Below are 16592 nucleotides of genomic sequence, written 5' to 3' on the forward strand. Positions count from 1 at the left end.
TTTTAATCCAGACTGACATATTTTTCAGTCGCATATTGTTCGATTTCTTTAAACGATTGTGAATCTGTGCTCTTTCCTGATATCACCGTGCAATGAACAGGTTTAAACTGCCTGTCTGTTGTTTAAGCCAGATATTTATGTCCAGCCCTTCTTTTAGCTCCTCGGTAAGACGTCAATGGATCTGCGTAATTGCGTTAGCCAGTGCCGCCTTTATTTTCAACACCACCGAATTTATTCCCGTGGCCTTACTCAGTGATATTGGTGCAAGTTTTGACATGTCGGCGACTCAGGTCGGGTTGATGCTGACCATTTATGCCTGGGTCGTGGCTTTATTGTCTTTACCGATGATGCTACTGACCAAAAACATTGAACGACGTTTCTTGTTGATGGTTTTATTTGCGGTCTTCATTTCCAGTCATGTGCTGTCTTATTTTGCCTGGAGTTTCAGTGTTCTGGTATTTAGCCGGATCGGGATTGCAGTAGCGCACGCGCTGTTTTGGTCAATTACCGCTTCGCTTGCAGTACGTGTCGCACCAGCAGGCAAAGAATTTCAAGCCTTGGGTTTATTGGCCACAGGTACTGCCATGGCCATGGTTCTGGGAATTCCCTTTGGTCGCATGATCGGGGAGGCCTATGGCTGGCGCAATAGTTTTGCCTTGATTGCCATCGTCGCCAGCGTGGTCTGCCTGCTACTGGCCAAAACCTTGCCCTTATTACCGAGTGTCAATTCAGGTTCACTCAGCAGCTTGAAAACCTTGTTAAAACGTCCAAGCCTGATGCTGGTATTTGCCCTGACGGTCATTGTAATTAGTGCACAATTCACCGCCTATAGTTATATCGAGCCATTTTCACTGAATATTGCCCAGCTCAGTTCTGTACAGACCACGACTTTATTGCTGGTCTATGGTGGGGCAGGTTTAATCGGCTCTTATCTATTTGGCCGTTTTGCACCACATTTTCCCAAACTTACTATTCCACTGTTCACACTTGGACTGGCTATCTCGTTGCTATTATTGCTGCCGTTGTCCAGCAATGTCTTGCAGTTAAATACCCTGGCTTTACTCTGGGGCGTCAGTATTATTGGTTTCAGTCTGGCCTTACAAGCCAAGACCTTAAATCTGGCCTCCGATGCCACCGACGTGGCCATGGCGATTTATTCTGGCCTGTATAATATTGGAATTGGTGCTGGCGCTTTACTCGGTGGGATCGCAACGGCACAGATCGGCTTGCACAGTATTGGCTGGCTCGGGGCCATCTTGGCCAGTCTGGGTTTTCTCATCACGTTATATTTAATTCGCCGTCCGGATTTTATTGCTCAAAAAATAGCTTGAATCATGCATTTTTGTAAATGAAATTGTAGTCTTAATAAAAATCTGTCATGCTTCTGCATATTGAGCATTTGCTCAAACAGAATTTCGTTTGAACAAGGGGAGTAGCCTCCTCCAAACGTTTAGCAATTGTAGTTCAGATTGTTCAACGTGTCAGAATATCGTCATTACACTTTGCAAAAAGTCGGTATCTGAGCATCTTACTGCGACACTTTCACTGAGAAGTGTAACACTAAGATGTAGGCAAGACCTTGATCATGTTGGTATAGATGTTTTTCATCTGACAACAGGTCAAGGTTTTTTTATGGCCGATTGTCAGATGTGGAGAATTCACATGGAAACAATTGGTACGCTGTGGCTGTATCTTGTCTTTTTCGCGATTGTCGCAGTCATGCTGATCATCGATTTCGTCGGCTTTAAACATCAGCATGGTCAGGAGGTCAAAGTCCGGACTGCGGCCTACTGGAGTATTGCCTGGGTCAGTGTCGCGACTTTATTTGGTGGTGGTTTATGGCTCTATCTGGAGCAGACCGCAGGTACTGCAATTGCCAATGCCAAGGTCATGGAATACTTCGCTGGTTATCTGCTGGAAAAATCCCTGGCAATTGATAACGTCTTTGTCTGGCTGATGATCTTCGCTGCTTTCGCCATTCCACCCGCGCTGCAACGTAAATTGCTGCTCTACGGTGTACTCGGTGCGATTGTCCTCAGAACCATCTTTATTTTTATTGGCGCCTGGTTCGTTCAGGAATTCTCATGGATTTTATATATCTTCGGTGCCTTCCTGGTGTATACCGGCTTTAAATTCCTGCGTGGTCAGGATGAAGAAGAAAGCAATATTGAAGATATGGCGATTCTGAAATGGCTGCGTAAACGTATGCGGATTACCCCGCAACTTGAAGCTGACAAATTCTTTATCCGTAAAGATGGTTTACTGTGGGCAACGCCGTTATTCCTGGTTTTGATTCTGGTCGAAGCCTCGGATGTGATCTTTGCGGTCGATTCTATTCCGGCAATTTTCGCTGTGACCACCGATCCCTTCATTGTACTGACTGCTAACCTGATGGCGATTTTGGGTCTGCGCGCGATGTTCTTCCTGTTATCGGGTGCCGCATCAAAAATGCATTATCTGCCCTATGGCCTCGGGATTATTCTGGTCTTTATCGGCTTTAAAATGCTGATGCTGGATGTATTCCATATGCCAATCTGGATTTCACTGAGCTTTATTGTGATTGTCTTGACGATCACGGCGATCCTGTCGATTCGCCACAGTAAAAAACATAACCAAACCACGCTCTAATAACTGTATAGACGATCATCTTTAGCGTCAAAAAAGTCCGTTCAATCATGAGCGGACTTTTTTTATTGCTCGACTGCCTTACCACAGCTTCGACTTAACTCAGGCAAATGAAGTCAGCATGATCACGTTATAAATCTACTGAAGTGGGTTACAATCTATTGAAAAAATTAAAAGCACAGGTTTTAACATGTCTTCTCAGATTGCAACAACGGCAGTCCGCGGTCGTTTCCTTGATATCCAGCATACAGTTGCCCAGGCACATGAGATTGATGACCAGGTGCGCTATGTAGAAGATGGTCTGATCATCATGCAAGATGGCAAGATTCAATGGTTTGGCAGCTGGGATGAAGGGCAGAAACATCTAGCTGAAAATATCCAGGTCGCCCATTATCCTGAACAGCTGATTGTGCCGGGATTGATCGATACCCATATTCATTTCCCGCAAACCGAGATGGTCGGGGCCTATGGCGAACAACTGCTGGAATGGTTAAATACCTATACTTTTCCAACAGAAATCCAGTTTGCAGATACAGCCTATAGCGAAAAAATCGCCGAATTTTTTGTGCAGGAATTGCTTAAAAATGGCACCACCACGGCACTGGTCTTCTGTACCGTACATCCTGAATCAGTAGATGCTTTGTTTACAGCGGCGAGCCGCAGAAATATGCGTCTGATCGCCGGTAAAATCTTGATGGACCGACATGCACCGGAAGCGCTGACAGATATAGCAGAAAGCGCTTATACCGATTCTAAAGCGCTGATTGAAAAATGGCATGGGCAGGGCCGTAACCTGTATGCCATTACCCCTCGCTTTGCCCCGACGTCCACCAATGAACAACTTGAAAAAGCAGGTCAGCTCAAAGCCGAATATCCAGATGTCTATGTACATACCCATTTAAGTGAAAATAAAAATGAAATTGCCTGGGTCAAAGAGTTATTTCCGGAACGTAAAGGCTACCTGGATGTCTATCATCACTATGGTTTAACCGGTGCAAAATCAGTGTTTGCACATTGTGTACACCTGGAAGAGCAGGAGTGGGATTGCATGCAGCAGACCAATTCAGCGATTGCCTTTTGTCCGACCTCAAACCTGTTTCTGGGCAGTGGTTTATTCCCATTAAAGAAAGCGTGGGACAAGCAGGTGAAAGTTGGTCTGGGTACCGACATCGGGGCAGGCACCTCGTTTAACCAGCTACAGACCTTAAATGAAGCCTACAAAGTGCAGCAATTGCAGGGAGAAAAACTCTCTGCTTTTGAAGCCTTGTATCATGCCACCTTAGGCGGTGCTAAAGCCTTAAGTCTGGACGATCGTTTGGGGAACTTTAATATCGGCAAGGAGGCGGACTTTGTGGTGCTGGATCTAAATGCCACCGCTTTACAGCAGTTACGCCAAAGCAGAGCAAAAAATATTGAAGATGCATTTTTTGCACTGACCATGCTCGGCGATGACCGTAATATTGCAGTGACCTATGTCTACGGAGAAGCTGTCTATGTCAAAGCACGATGTACCCGCTCAGACAACTAAAACCCAGCACCGCCATCGCTGGCTGATCGTCTCTGCCATGTTGCTGACCTGTACTTTCATCCTGCGCAGGGATTCGCAGGCAGCAAAGAAATGATTACATTTACAGCATGCAAAACAGGTGCATCTGCAGTAGGGATGTATTAAAATTACAGTGTATTCAGGTGTTGCAGGTCAACACCTTTTTTATTTTGCTATTTTTACTTTTTAGGTATCTACCCATGACCGTTCAAATGAGCGTAATGATTTCCGCTGAAGAAATTCAAGCTAAAGTCAAAGAGCTTGGTGCTCAAATCGATGCACACTATGCCCATAGTGACAAAGACCTTGTGCTCATCGGTTTATTACGTGGTTCAGTGATTTTTATGGCCGATTTGTGTCGGGTGATTTCCAAACCCCATGAACTGGATTTCATGACGGTATCCAGTTATGGCGGTGGCACCTTATCTTCGCGTGATGTAAAAATTCTGAAAGATTTAGACGGCGAAATCCGTGGCAAAGACGTGTTGGTGGTTGAAGATATTATTGACTCGGGAAATACCTTGAGCAAGGTGCTGGAAATCCTGCAAACCCGCCAACCAAACTCGATTCAACTGTGTACTTTGGTAAGTAAACCATCACGTCGTGAAATCGATTTAAAGGTCGAATTTTTGGGCTTTGAAGTTGAAGATAAATTTATCGTAGGTTATGGTCTGGACTATGACCAGAAGTATCGTCATCTGCCATTTATTGGTGAAATCGGTCTTTAAAGTTTATTTAAAAAAGTGGCTTAGGCCACTTTTTTTATGTCTCAAATAGACAGAAAAATAGGAACAAAAAATAACATCTCGTTTCAGGATTCAACTTTTTTTGCTTTCTATTCTGTTTCAAGATAATTAAACATGATGTAAAAACAAAGACATGATAATAAGGAGCATACCTATGTGGACAATTATTGTTGCGATTGTCATTGGTTTTATCGCGGGTCTGATTGCACGTGCAATTCATCCGGGTAATGACAAGGCAGGCTTTATCATGACGACCCTGTTAGGTATTGCCGGTTCCTTATTGGCTACATTTGCTGGTCGTATGCTCGGTCTTTATTCGGCAGATTCTGCGGCAGGTCTGATTGCTTCCGTGATCGGTGCGGTGATTATTCTGTTTATTTATAACATGCTGACCAAACGCCGTACGGTCTAAGCGGTTCTGGCTCAATCTGAGCAGTTCCAGTAAAAGCACCCAGTCGGGTGCTTTTTGCTCTTGTATATCTCTCAACTTTATAGTGAAAATTCCTTAAAAATCTGTTCGATCTGTTCTGCCGGATAGGCCCCCATGACTTTAAAACCATTCGAGAAAATAATTGCTGGTGTCCCATTCACACCCAAAGACTGGGCCAGTTTTTTATTGCGCTCAATCGGATTGGCACAACTTTTTTTCGATTTTGGCAGGCTACCTTGAGTGATCAGATCTTCCCAAGCCTGAGCAGGATTAGACGCGCAATACACCTGTTTTGAAGGCGCAACCGATTGTGGCTTTAAAGGCAGAATAAAAGTATAAATCGTCACATCCTTGAGTTTTTTCAACTCTACTTCAAGCTGTTTACAATACGGGCAATTTGGGTCAGAAAAGATCGCAATCTGACGTTTCCCCGTACCTCTTACACTTTTCACAGCATCTTGAAGCGGCAATTTTTTCCAGTCAACACTGTTCTGTTTTAGTATCAAATCACGGGTCAGATTATGCTGATCCTGAATCCGCAACATCGACCCGGCAATCAGATGCTGGGCATCTTCATTCAGATAAACCACTTGACCCTGCATAAAACCACTGTAGATGCCCTTCATTTCCGTGGTCTGGATATTTTCGATTTTTAAATTGGGGCTATTCTTTGCCAGATTGGCTTTTACCATATCAATATTAGCGAATGCGAAGCTTGAAACAAATGTACTTAAAGCAATAATCAGTGTTTTTTTTAACATGAATGTTCTACATGAATCAGATAAAAATATGCTTCGATTCTAATGGGTCTGCTTTTAAATTACCCACGGATTTATGTTACTGTTTATTCCAAGTTTAATCACTGCATTATGTTTCACGTGGAACAGAAGCGATAAAAGAAGCTTAAATGACGGACAAAAATAAATTCTTGCATGAGATTACATTGTGGTTAAGATTTCATATCTTATAAAACAATATATTATTTTATTGAAATCCATATAAACATATCTATTTGATTTAAAATATTTTACTGATTCGCCCTTGACCATGTTTCTTGGCCCGCTCTACACTGCATATACTTTTCTTTTTCTTCGCTATGCCCTGACATGGATTGGCCAAGGATCAACACTATAACGGCATGTTCATGACAACAATAACCACTTGGCGACCCTTCTGGATGGTCAGCCTGGCTTTAATCATGGGAACGATTGGTACTGCTTTGGCGAGTCCACTCTATCCGATTTATCAACAACTCTGGAATTTATCCCCAAGCCAGATTACCTATATTTTTGTCGCCTATATGTTTGGCTGTCTGGGCACCTTATTGTTTCTGGGGCGCACCAGCAATAGCATTGGCTTTTTAAAAACTCTACAAATTGGCCTCGTGTTTATTAGTCTGGGTTTGATTATTTCGGTCTTTGCCAATAATGCCCTGATTTTATCTTTGGGCCGTTTCATTATCGGGATTGCCTCTGGTTTGATGACGACTTCTGCCATGCTTGGCATGATGCAGACCATTCCGGAGAGTCATAAGCAGCTTGCGCCGCAATGGGTCTCTATTTTGACTGCGATTGGCTTTGGTCTGGGTCCGTTTATCGGGGGAGTCATTGCGCAGTTTTCTCAAGCCCCGCTGGTGACTCCCTATATTCCGATTATTGTTGGAGCAGTGCTTTGTTTTATCGGCTTATTCTGGTTAAAAGTGCCTGCTTTTGAGCGTCAGCCCTTTAGTATCGCCCCCAAATTACAGCGTCCTGAGGCTCAATATCATGCTGTATTTATGATCATTGGGTTCACTGCATTTAGTGCCTTTGCTGCCTTTAGTTTATTTGCCTCACTTTCGCCTTCTTTTGTGCAAGATATTTTACCGTGGCATGGTCCTTTAGTAAGTGGTACCGCCATTACCTGTATTCTGCTGGTATCTGCAGTGGTGCAATACCTGGCCAAAGCGGTCGCTGCAAAAAAATGTCTGAATATCGGCTTGGTCATGATGCTGATTAGCCTGCTCAGCCTTGCATTGTGTATATTGCTTAAGGCAAGTTTCTTATTCTTCGTGAGCGATCTCTTATTTGGTATTGGGCATGGTTTTGCCCTGATGGGGGCTTTTGGCATAATTCATGCTATAACCACTTTGCAAAACCGGGCCGCGGTGATGTCGACCTACTTGTTTATTGGCTATTTGGGCACCATTGTGCCGATTCTTGCGGTGGGTTACTTGGCCGACCATTTTGGATTAAATTTCGCTGTGATCAGCTTCTGTGTGGCGATGAGTGCTTTATGTGTCGTGCTCTGGTTATGCCACCAGAAGCTCAGTGTAAAAGCTTAAAATAGCCCTCTGATGAGGTAATGCTGATCAGTTAAGGAGTTTAGAAATAGACTCTTTAACTTTTTAGTCGTTCATGACGGAGTCTTCACCTTATAAATCAAATACTTGAAAATAATTTGTTACTTTGGTTTCGCCCAAATGAGAAGCAAGGCTTCGCAAGGAAGGCATCTTGCGGAGCAACACTCCTCACCGCAAAACTCGTCAGCCACCATCGACTAGTAAATTTGTCGCAGAAACAATCATTTTTAAATCTAGTCCTGCCTCAAACAGTTGCGGATGACTTTTCTACTTGTCAAATATGATCATGAATTTAAAAAAGAAAATACTAGTCAATTTTTTAACTGACTGGCATTCCTCTGATGAGGGCTATTTATGCATAATTTTTTGCTTACTTTCCAATACAAAACGAACCGAAAATTTTTCCAAGCAGATCATCGGCACTAAAGTCACCAGTAATTTCCCCCAGTGCATTCTGGGCTAGACGTAAGGACTCCGCCACCAGTTCACCGGCGTTGTACACCACCAATTGTTCACGTGCTTCAGCCAAATACAGTTGAGTGCGTTTCATTGCGTCTAAATGACGGGTACGCGCAATAAAGGTATCTTCTTCAGGCTGGAAGCCTGCATGCGCTGTAATCGCCTCTATGAGCGCTTGCACACCAGTTTCCTGCTTGGCAGAGACTGCGATATGCCGGAAACCATTCAAATCAGCAATTGCAGCTTCAGCACCAGTCAGATCACACTTATTCCCAATCAGCATCAGGCGTTTTGCTTCAATATGTTCAGCAAAATATTCTTGGGCCAGTTGCAGTGGATCTTCACCTTGACTTAGGTCATAGACCAGCAGTAACAAATCGGCCTGTTCGATTTCCTTGATTGCACGGCGAATCCCTTCTTTTTCGACAATATCCCCAGTCTCACGCAAGCCTGCGGTATCCGTCAGGGTAATTGGCAAGCCATTTAAGGTGATTTTTTCATGTAAAACATCACGGGTTGTACCCGCAATATCGGTCACAATCGCACGCTCGATCCCGGCCAGCGCATTCAGTAATGAAGATTTACCGGCATTCGGTTTACCGGCAATCACCACTTGCAAACCTTCACGCAATAACTGACCTTGACGTGCTGATTGCTGAACTTGCGTGACCGCAGTCGCCACACCATCGAGCAGATTCAGAATCTTGCCATCAGCCAGAAAGTCAATTTCCTCTTCTGGAAAATCAATTGCGGCTTCCACGTGCAAACGTAAATGTACCAGCTGCTCAAGCACCGTATTGACTTTGGTCGAAAATGCACCTTGCAGGGAACGAACCGCAGAACGCGCAGCTGCTTGTGAGGTGGCATCAATCAGGTCAGCAATGGCTTCAGCCTGTACCAAGTCCATCTTGCCATTTTCAAAGGCACGCATGGAAAACTCACCGGCTTTGGCAGCAATCGCACCCAGTTCCAGCAAACGTGCAAGCAAGGCATTTTGAATCACAGGACCGCCATGACCTTGTAACTCCACCACATCCTCGCCGGTAAAAGAATGCGGATTCGGGAAGCAAATGGCTAGGCCTTCATCCATAATTTCACCAGCGGTATCGTAAAACTTACGAAAGGCAGCATAGCGTGCACCGGCAAGGGGTTGTTTTGTGAGTGCTTCGGCAATTTCATAGGATTTTGGACCCGATAGGCGAATCACCCCAACGCCGCCACGTCCTGGTGGCGTTGCAATCGCAGCAATAGTCGTGGTTCGGTTGAGCATAAAATTCACCTAAAAAATCCAAAAGTTCAGCCAAAAAAAATCCGCCTAAGAGTATCATCTTAAGCGGATTTATTCAGCCCGTCATTACAACTTAGTTGACTGGCGTTGCTTCATCACGTTTGGCACGTTCTTTAGCAACAGACTTGTTAATCAAACCTTGTTGCAGGATGGTGATCAAGTTGTTCACAATCCAGTATAGAACCAAGCCCGCAGGGAAGAACAGCAAGAATACGGTAAAAATCACCGGCATAATCTTGAAGACTTTAGCTTGCATTGGATCAGTGGGTTGTGGATTTAAGGACTGTTGAATATACATCGTCAGACCCATTAACAATGGCAGGATAAACCATGGATCCATTGAGGATAAATCCTGAATCCAGAGCATCCATGGCGCATGACGCAGTTCAACCGATTCCATCAATACCCAGTACAAAGCCAGGAAGATTGGCATTTGTAATAACAGCGGTAAACAGCCTGCAAGCGGATTGACCTGTTCACGTTTATACAGTGCCATCATTTCCTGAGAGAAGCGCATACGGTCTTCACCAAACTCTTCTTTCATACGCTGCATTTCTGGAGCAATCACACGCATTTTCGCCATTGAGCGGTAGCTCTTCGACGACAATGGCCACAGAATCAGTTTCACCAGAATGGTCAATAGAATAATTGCCCAGCCCCAGTTACCCACTAAACCATGGAAGAATTCCAGACCCACGAACAAGAGCTTCGCAATTGGCCATAACCAGCCATAATCGACTGTTTGGTTTAAACCTGTGGCCAAATCCTTCAATTCTGACTGGATTTTTGGACCTGAATAGAAGGTCGCATCAATCTCGGCCACAGTACCTGCAGGCACATTAAAGGTTGGAGAAGTAAAACCAATAATGTTCATGTTATCGGTTGATTTACGTGATTCAAGCTTGGCGCTATACGCTTCACCATTACCCTGAGTCAACTTCAGATTACCTGGTACCCAAGCACTGACAAAGTAGTGCTGTACCATGGCAACCCAGCCACCTGTCGCTTCAGTACTGACTTTTTCTTCAACAAAGTTGTCAAATTTAAGCTTGTTGTACTGCTCGTCTGGCGTACCCCAGGCACCGCCCAGGAAAGTCCCTAGCGTGAAAATACCCTGGTCTGATTTACCCGGATCTTCTGAATTATCACGTTTGATCTGGCCAAACATCTGACCTTGCCAGGTCTGAGCACTGCGGTTCACCACTTTGTGGTTCACAACAACCGGATATTCACCTTCAGTGAAATTGAAGGTTTTGATAATCTCGACACCATCCGCGGTTTTAAATACCAACGGTACAGACAAGACTTTAAGGTTTTCACCCTCTTTAGATTTGGTTGCTTTCGCGTCTGCCAAGGTATAAGCGGTTTTTTCCAGCTCATACGTCGGACGGCCGTTACGGCTGCTGTCCGGTCCATTTAGACCGATCAGACCAGACTGAGCGACATAAGTACGTTTCGCATCGCTTTCCAGCATCACGAACGGTTCATCGCTGTCCTTGTTTTTGTCATGATTGAGTAATTCAACACGAACAATATCACCACCTTTCGGATTGATCCAAAGATGATAAAGGTCAGTTTGTACTGAAATAAGCTGCTGACTTACAGGTGCTGTGGCATCCGTGGCTTGCTGCGCTGGCATATTCGCTTGTGGCAGATCAGAGGCAACAGTAGCCGTCTGAGCATTTGGCAAATCTGCAGATACGTCATGCGAAACAACAGCAGTTTCTGGCTGCGGTTTGGTTTCAGCATTTCCATAATCTTTTTGCCACGCCAAAATGAGCAAATATGCGACAACAAACATGGCTCCGAGAATTGCAATCCTGGCCCATTGTTGCATATGTATTACCCCAAGTGGTGAGAGTGATTTTGGTTCAATAAACGATCACGAAAGGGTACAGCAACGTGAAGCGTTTGAGAATCTATTTGCTGAAATGAAATAAAACGAATCGCTTTAGAGGGAACAGGATCATATCCCGAGCCCCCCCACGGATGACAACGGCAAATACGCTTAGTAGCCAGCCACACTCCACGTCCAGTCCCATGTATCTGGACTGCTTCCAAGGAATATTGAGAACAAGTTGGAATATAACGACAGCGCGGTCCCAATAAAGGACTGATCGCAATCTGATAGAAACGTATCAACCAATGTAGTAAACGTACCATTGGCCTACTCTACTTTTGTGGGGAGGGGGCTATTTTTGTATGCTTTTTGGCAAGACGGTTCAGTTTTTGCCAAGCAAATTGTAATTGCTGATGCAATTCTGCATTAGGCACTGCTTCCACACCTATTTTTGGCATGATTACAATGTCTAAGTCATCTAATTGCTGTTGATGCAGGCGAAAACTTTCGCGAGCAAGTCGTTTTACTCTATTTCGTTCGTGTGCTCGGCGCACTTTCTTCTTAGCAACAACTAAACCCAAACGGCTATTTGGCAGTTCGGAATGTTTTGCAAGAAATAAGAAATGGGGCTGATGCACTTTAAAAAGCGCACCATCAAACACACCTTTATAATCGGCGGCACAGCGTAATCGCAACTCTGTACCAAAACTATAAAGTTTTGTCATAACACCCAAAATCGTCTTAGCGTAACTGATTAAACAGTTAAGCTATGACGACCTTTTGCACGACGGCGAGCTAATACTTGACGACCAGCTTTAGTAGCCATACGAGCACGGAAACCATGAACACGCTTACGCTTTAATTCAGATGGTTGGAATGTACGTTTCATATTGAAACTCCAAAAAATGATCTTTCTATGAAGGTCCGCGATTTTAGTGCTCATTGCTTGAGCTGTCAATGCAAAAGCACTTTTCTTTTCAAATAAGCTTAAAAAAGATTTTTATACGAGTTTTCAAAAAAACTGTTGGTGAAATGACTAAATTATACTTAACCACAGATTAAATTATTGTTATACATAGATATATAACTTATAAACAACTCTATCAACAAAGTTATCCACAATCTATCCAGTGTTGAAAAGCAAGATTCTGTTTTTGAATTTAAATTCGTAATCTCTCGATTTATCCACAGAAAACTCAAAGCTTATAAGTAAATTCAAATTTATAAATTTAAGTTTATTATTATTAGGGAGCACTTTTTCTATGGATAAGCCACTTTTTATTTAATTAAACATATATTTATGTTGTGGATAAAACTGTTTCTAATAATTTTATACTTTGTGGATAACTTTGTGCTATATTTTATCCACAGCTTGCGGATAAACTTATCCACACCGGGTTTTAAATTTAAATTTATGCACGATGATGGCTTTTTGCACAGTTTTTGTGGAAATGATCATGACAGATGTGGATAACTTGGTTAGAATGGCGACCCGCTTTTGGTCGCGGTCATCTTTTTGAATGAACAATGGAATGAATAGGGGATTCACATGCTTTGGACGGACTGCTTAAATCGCCTGCGACAAGAGCTCTCTGGAAATGTCTTTACAATGTGGATTCGCCCATTGGTTGCAGAAGAGCTGGAAGATAGCTTGCGTTTGTATGCACCTAATCCTTACTGGACGCGTTACATTCAAGAGCATCATCTGGAACTGATTACGATTCTGGCCGAACAGCTGTCTGAAGGACGGGTACGCAAGGTCGAAATTTTGGTCGATTCACGTCCTGGTGCGATTTTATCGGCCAGTGAACAGCCAGCGACCACCACCGCGGCGTTGACTTCAACCCCAATGCCGGTACAAAAACCGAAAAAAGAAAAAGAAGATACGGTTAAAAATAGCCGTAGACGTCAGCTCAATCCGTTATTTACTTTCTCGCTATTTGTCGAAGGCCGTTCTAACCAGATGGCAGCAGAAACCTGTCGCAAGGTACTGACCCAACTCGGTGCTTCACAGCATAATCCCTTATTTTTATATGGGCCGACCGGTCTGGGTAAAACTCACTTGATGCAGGCTGTGGGCAATGCACTGTTGCAGGCCAAGCCGAATGCACGGGTGATGTACATGACCGCGGAAAGCTTTGTACAAGATTTTGTTAGTTCTTTGCAGCAAGGCAAAGTGGAAGAATTTAAGAAAAATTGCCGTTCTCTGGATTTGTTACTGGTCGATGACATCCATTTACTGGCCGGTAAAGAAGCCAGCCTGGTAGAATTTTTCTACACCTTTAACGCACTTTTAGATGAATCTAAGCAGATTATTCTGACCTCAGACCGCTATCCAAAAGAACTGACTGAACTGGATCCACGTTTAGTTTCACGGTTTTCCTGGGGCTTGTCGGTCGGGGTTGAACCACCGGATATTGAAACCCGGATTGAGATTTTATTAAGAAAAGCCGAAAGCAATCAGGTAGATTTACCGCGTAACTGTGCCCTGTTTATTGCGCAGCAGGTGGTGGCCAACGTGCGTGAATTGGAAGGTGCGCTAAATAAAGTGGTGGCGATTTCACGTTTTAAAGGCACACCGATTGATCTGGATGTGGTGCGTGAATCCTTAAAAGATGTGTTGGCGATTCGTGCCCGCACCATCAGTACTGAAAATATTCAGCGTGTGGTCAGTGAATATTTCCGTATTCCCTTAAAAGAGATTGTCGGACCGAAACGCACCCGAATTTATGCCCGTCCACGTCAGCTGGCGATGGGTCTGGCACGTGAACTGACCGGCGACAGTTTTCCAGAAATTGGCATGGCTTTTGGTGGTCGTGATCACAGTACCGTGATGCATGCCTGCGAGAAAGTGCAGAGCCTGCGTGAGGAAGATCCAATCTTTAACGAAGACTATAAAAACCTGCAACGTCTGTTGCAAAGTTGACCTAAATCGCTCAAATTCTATTCTTGCTATGCGGCTGCTTTTGCCGCATAGTAAACCGTTAAAAATTCACTTTTTCTATATTAATCTTCAGCTTTAGAGGAATGCACCGTGCGTTTAAAAATCGCGAAAGAAAGCTTACTGAATGTTCTCTCACATGTCGTAGGAGCGGTTGAACGTCGCCATACCTTAAATATTTTATCTAACCTGAAAATTCAGGTGACTGCCCAGGCATTAACGGTGACCGGTTCCGACCTTGAGGTTGAACTGGTGGCCAGTACCGCACTGGCTGAAGGTGCATGTTTGCAGGCCGGGGAAACCACAGTTCCGGCGCGTAAGCTGATTGATATCTGTAAGTCACTTCCTTCAGCGGCATTGGTGGATTTGCATATTACTGAAGATCAGCGCTGCATTCTCAAATCAGGTAACAGCCGTTTTGTGCTGGGTACCTTGCCTGCTGATGATTATCCATTACTGAATACTGAAAACACCCAAGGTACGCAAGTAACTGTTACCCAGCGTGAGCTGAAGCGTTTATTCGAGAAAACTGCCTTTGCGATGGCGGTGCAGGATGTGCGTTTTTACCTGACCGGTACTTTGCTGGAAATTGATGCCAACCAGCTACGTGCTGTGACCACCGATGGCCACCGTCTGGCGCTTTGTGAAACTGCGGCTCAATCTACTGCGACCCAGCCGATTCAAGCGATTGTGCCACGTAAAGCTGTTGCGGAATTACAGCGTCTGCTCAGTGTTGAAGATGAGCAGTTATCTTTGCTGATTGGTCGTGAACTGCTGAATGTGACCATCAATATGCCAAGCCGTGATAAGGAACAGGCCGATATTACCGTGCGTTTCACCACCAAACTGATTGATGGTAAATTCCCGGATTATCGTCGTGTGATTCCACGTGGTGGCGACAAAATTGTGATGATTGCGCATGATGTGTTCAAGCAGTCTTTGCAGCGTGTCGCGATTTTAAGTAATGAAAAACTCCGTGGCGTGTTCCTGAATTTTAATGCCGATTCCCTGCAACTTCGCGCCAATAACCCGGAACAGGATGAGGCGATTGAAGACTTAGCCATTCAATATGCCGACTCACCGCTGGAGATGTCGTTTAATGCGCAGTACTTGATTGAGGTGCTGGGTGTGCTGGATGGTGATGATGTCTCCATGACCATGACTGAAGCCAATCAGTCTGTGTTAGTACAAGACCCGGCACATACCGATCAAACTTATGTCGTCATGCCGATGCGTGTTTAAGTCGCGGCTATTGATACTCGTATAAGACATGCATATTACGCGTTTACATATTGAGCGTGTACGGAATTTAAAGACGGTTGCTCTCCACGGATTGCAGCCGTTTAATGTTTTTTATGGCCAAAATGGTTCAGGTAAAACCTCGATTTTAGAGGCGATTCATTTGCTGGCTGCCGGTCGTTCTTTCCGTACCCATATCCCGAAAAATTATATTCAGCATGGCGCACAGGACGCGATTGTGTTTGCACAGTCCGCGACCGAAAAAATCGGCATGCAAAAAATGGCCAGCGGGGAACAGCTGATTAAGGTCAATGGTGATCTGGTGGCAACGCAGGGCCAACTCGCCAAGCTATTGCCTTTGCAGCTGATTGACCCACAAAGTACCGATATTATTGATCATGGTGCCAAGCCACGACGTCAACTTTTAGACTGGTTGATGTTCCACGTGGAACCTGAGTTTTATCATGCCTGGCAATATTATTCGCGTGCCTTGAAGCAGCGCAATAGTTTGCTCAAAAGCAAACGTTTCTTGAGTCTGTCCGATCTGGAGCCTTGGAACCAGATGCTGAGCGAATATGGCGAGATTTTACATTCGCAGCGTGCGGGTATCGTGGAACAGTGGAAGTCCTTTTTTGAAGATGATCTGCAGCAGCTGTTGCCTGATCTGCAGATCAGTCTGGAATACAGTCCGGGTTTTCATAGTGAAACCGGCCTGCTGAATGATCTGACCAATCAGCATGCAAAAGATCTGGAAAGACGTTATACAGAATACGGTCCACATCGCGCAGATTTGCGTCTGAAAACCCCTTTGGGGGATGCCGATGTGATCCTGTCACGCGGGCAAAAAAAGCTGCTGATGATGGCGTTAAAACTGTCGCAAATCGCAATGCTGCATTCTTGTAATAAGGAAACTGTGGTATTATTAGATGATGTGACAGCAGAATTAGATTTAACCGCACAACAACGTTTAATTGAGCGATTGAGCCAACTTGGTAGTCAAGTTTTTATTACCACCTTAGACCATGAATCAGTACAAAAGCACTTACATGATTTGTCTATCTCATATCAGTTATTCAATGTTGAAAACGGTACAGTTCAGGTTGTTGTGCAATAGTATTTTTTTAGTTTTACCCATCT

15 protein-coding genes are annotated in these 16592 nt (G+C 44.3%); 9 read left to right on the forward strand and 6 right to left on the reverse strand.

Annotated elements, in window-relative coordinates; translation table 11 throughout:
- Positions 1-137: 137 nt before the first annotated feature.
- The 5 genes from FTU95_RS13155 to FTU95_RS13175 all read left to right on the forward strand — a co-directional run bounded on the left by FTU95_RS13155 (position 138) and on the right by FTU95_RS13175 (position 5329).
- A complete protein-coding gene (locus tag FTU95_RS13155) occupies positions 138-1331 on the forward strand; it encodes a sugar transporter (RefSeq protein ID WP_005173477.1) in 1194 nt (397 codons plus the stop codon).
- Between the two features lie 331 nt (positions 1332-1662).
- On the forward strand, positions 1663-2628 hold the full coding sequence (locus FTU95_RS13160) for a TerC family protein (RefSeq protein WP_100329858.1): 966 nt from the start codon (positions 1663-1665) through the stop codon (positions 2626-2628).
- Between the two features lie 187 nt (positions 2629-2815).
- The gene (guaD, locus tag FTU95_RS13165; RefSeq protein WP_180078740.1) at positions 2816-4153 is read left to right on the forward strand and encodes a guanine deaminase; all 1338 of its coding nucleotides are present in this window, start codon (positions 2816-2818) and stop codon (positions 4151-4153) included.
- A 218-nt stretch (positions 4154-4371) separates the two neighbouring features.
- Entirely contained in the window at positions 4372-4899 is a 528-nt protein-coding gene (gene hpt, locus FTU95_RS13170; protein ID WP_159516724.1) for a hypoxanthine phosphoribosyltransferase, read from the forward strand.
- A gap of 172 nt (positions 4900-5071) precedes the next feature.
- Positions 5072-5329 carry a GlsB/YeaQ/YmgE family stress response membrane protein gene (locus FTU95_RS13175; protein WP_005173486.1) on the forward strand — a complete coding sequence of 86 codons (258 nt, stop codon included), beginning with the start codon at positions 5072-5074 and terminating at the stop codon, positions 5327-5329.
- Positions 5330-5406: 77 nt separating this feature from the next.
- On the opposite strand, the gene FTU95_RS13180 is transcribed toward FTU95_RS13175, so the two are convergent.
- On the reverse strand, positions 5407-6108 hold the full coding sequence (locus FTU95_RS13180) for a DsbC family protein (RefSeq protein WP_005173487.1): 702 nt from the start codon (positions 6106-6108) through the stop codon (positions 5407-5409).
- A 416-nt stretch (positions 6109-6524) separates the two neighbouring features.
- On the opposite strand from FTU95_RS13180, the gene FTU95_RS13185 reads away from it, so the two are divergent.
- Positions 6525-7670, forward strand: a complete 1146-nt coding sequence (locus FTU95_RS13185; RefSeq protein ID WP_074383794.1) for an MFS transporter — start codon at positions 6525-6527, stop codon at positions 7668-7670.
- Positions 7671-8058: 388 nt separating this feature from the next.
- Here FTU95_RS13185 and mnmE read toward each other — a convergent pair whose 3' ends face one another.
- The 5 genes from mnmE to rpmH all read right to left on the reverse strand — a co-directional run bounded on the left by mnmE (position 8059) and on the right by rpmH (position 12164).
- Positions 8059-9417 carry a tRNA uridine-5-carboxymethylaminomethyl(34) synthesis GTPase MnmE gene (gene mnmE / locus FTU95_RS13190; protein WP_159516723.1) on the reverse strand — a complete coding sequence of 453 codons (1359 nt, stop codon included), beginning with the start codon at positions 9415-9417 and terminating at the stop codon, positions 8059-8061.
- 91 nt (positions 9418-9508) lie between these two features.
- On the reverse strand, positions 9509-11272 hold the full coding sequence (gene yidC, locus FTU95_RS13195; protein ID WP_005173495.1) for a membrane protein insertase YidC: 1764 nt from the start codon (positions 11270-11272) through the stop codon (positions 9509-9511).
- Positions 11273-11277: 5 nt separating this feature from the next.
- Positions 11278-11598 (reverse strand): membrane protein insertion efficiency factor YidD, encoded by a 321-nt coding sequence (gene yidD, locus FTU95_RS13200; RefSeq protein ID WP_180001639.1) that lies wholly within the window; start codon positions 11596-11598, stop codon positions 11278-11280.
- Between the two features lie 9 nt (positions 11599-11607).
- Positions 11608-12000, reverse strand: coding sequence for a ribonuclease P protein component (gene rnpA / locus FTU95_RS13205; RefSeq protein ID WP_100355778.1), 393 nt, complete (start codon positions 11998-12000; stop codon positions 11608-11610).
- 29 nt (positions 12001-12029) lie between these two features.
- Entirely contained in the window at positions 12030-12164 is a 135-nt protein-coding gene (gene rpmH / locus FTU95_RS13210; RefSeq protein WP_000831329.1) for a 50S ribosomal protein L34, read from the reverse strand.
- 660 nt (positions 12165-12824) lie between these two features.
- Between rpmH and dnaA the strand changes: the two genes are divergently transcribed.
- The 3 genes from dnaA to recF all read left to right on the forward strand — a co-directional run bounded on the left by dnaA (position 12825) and on the right by recF (position 16569).
- The gene (gene dnaA / locus FTU95_RS13215; protein WP_074383792.1) at positions 12825-14201 is read left to right on the forward strand and encodes a chromosomal replication initiator protein DnaA; all 1377 of its coding nucleotides are present in this window, start codon (positions 12825-12827) and stop codon (positions 14199-14201) included.
- 108 nt (positions 14202-14309) lie between these two features.
- Positions 14310-15458 carry a DNA polymerase III subunit beta gene (dnaN, locus tag FTU95_RS13220; protein ID WP_005173508.1) on the forward strand — a complete coding sequence of 383 codons (1149 nt, stop codon included), beginning with the start codon at positions 14310-14312 and terminating at the stop codon, positions 15456-15458.
- Positions 15459-15486: 28 nt separating this feature from the next.
- Positions 15487-16569, forward strand: coding sequence for a DNA replication/repair protein RecF (recF, locus tag FTU95_RS13225; RefSeq protein ID WP_159516722.1), 1083 nt, complete (start codon positions 15487-15489; stop codon positions 16567-16569).
- The last annotated feature ends 23 nt before the right edge of the window (positions 16570-16592 follow it).

The organism is Acinetobacter sp. YH12208, from assembly GCF_013418055.1.
In the GTDB taxonomy this organism is placed as follows: domain Bacteria; phylum Pseudomonadota; class Gammaproteobacteria; order Pseudomonadales; family Moraxellaceae; genus Acinetobacter; species Acinetobacter pseudolwoffii.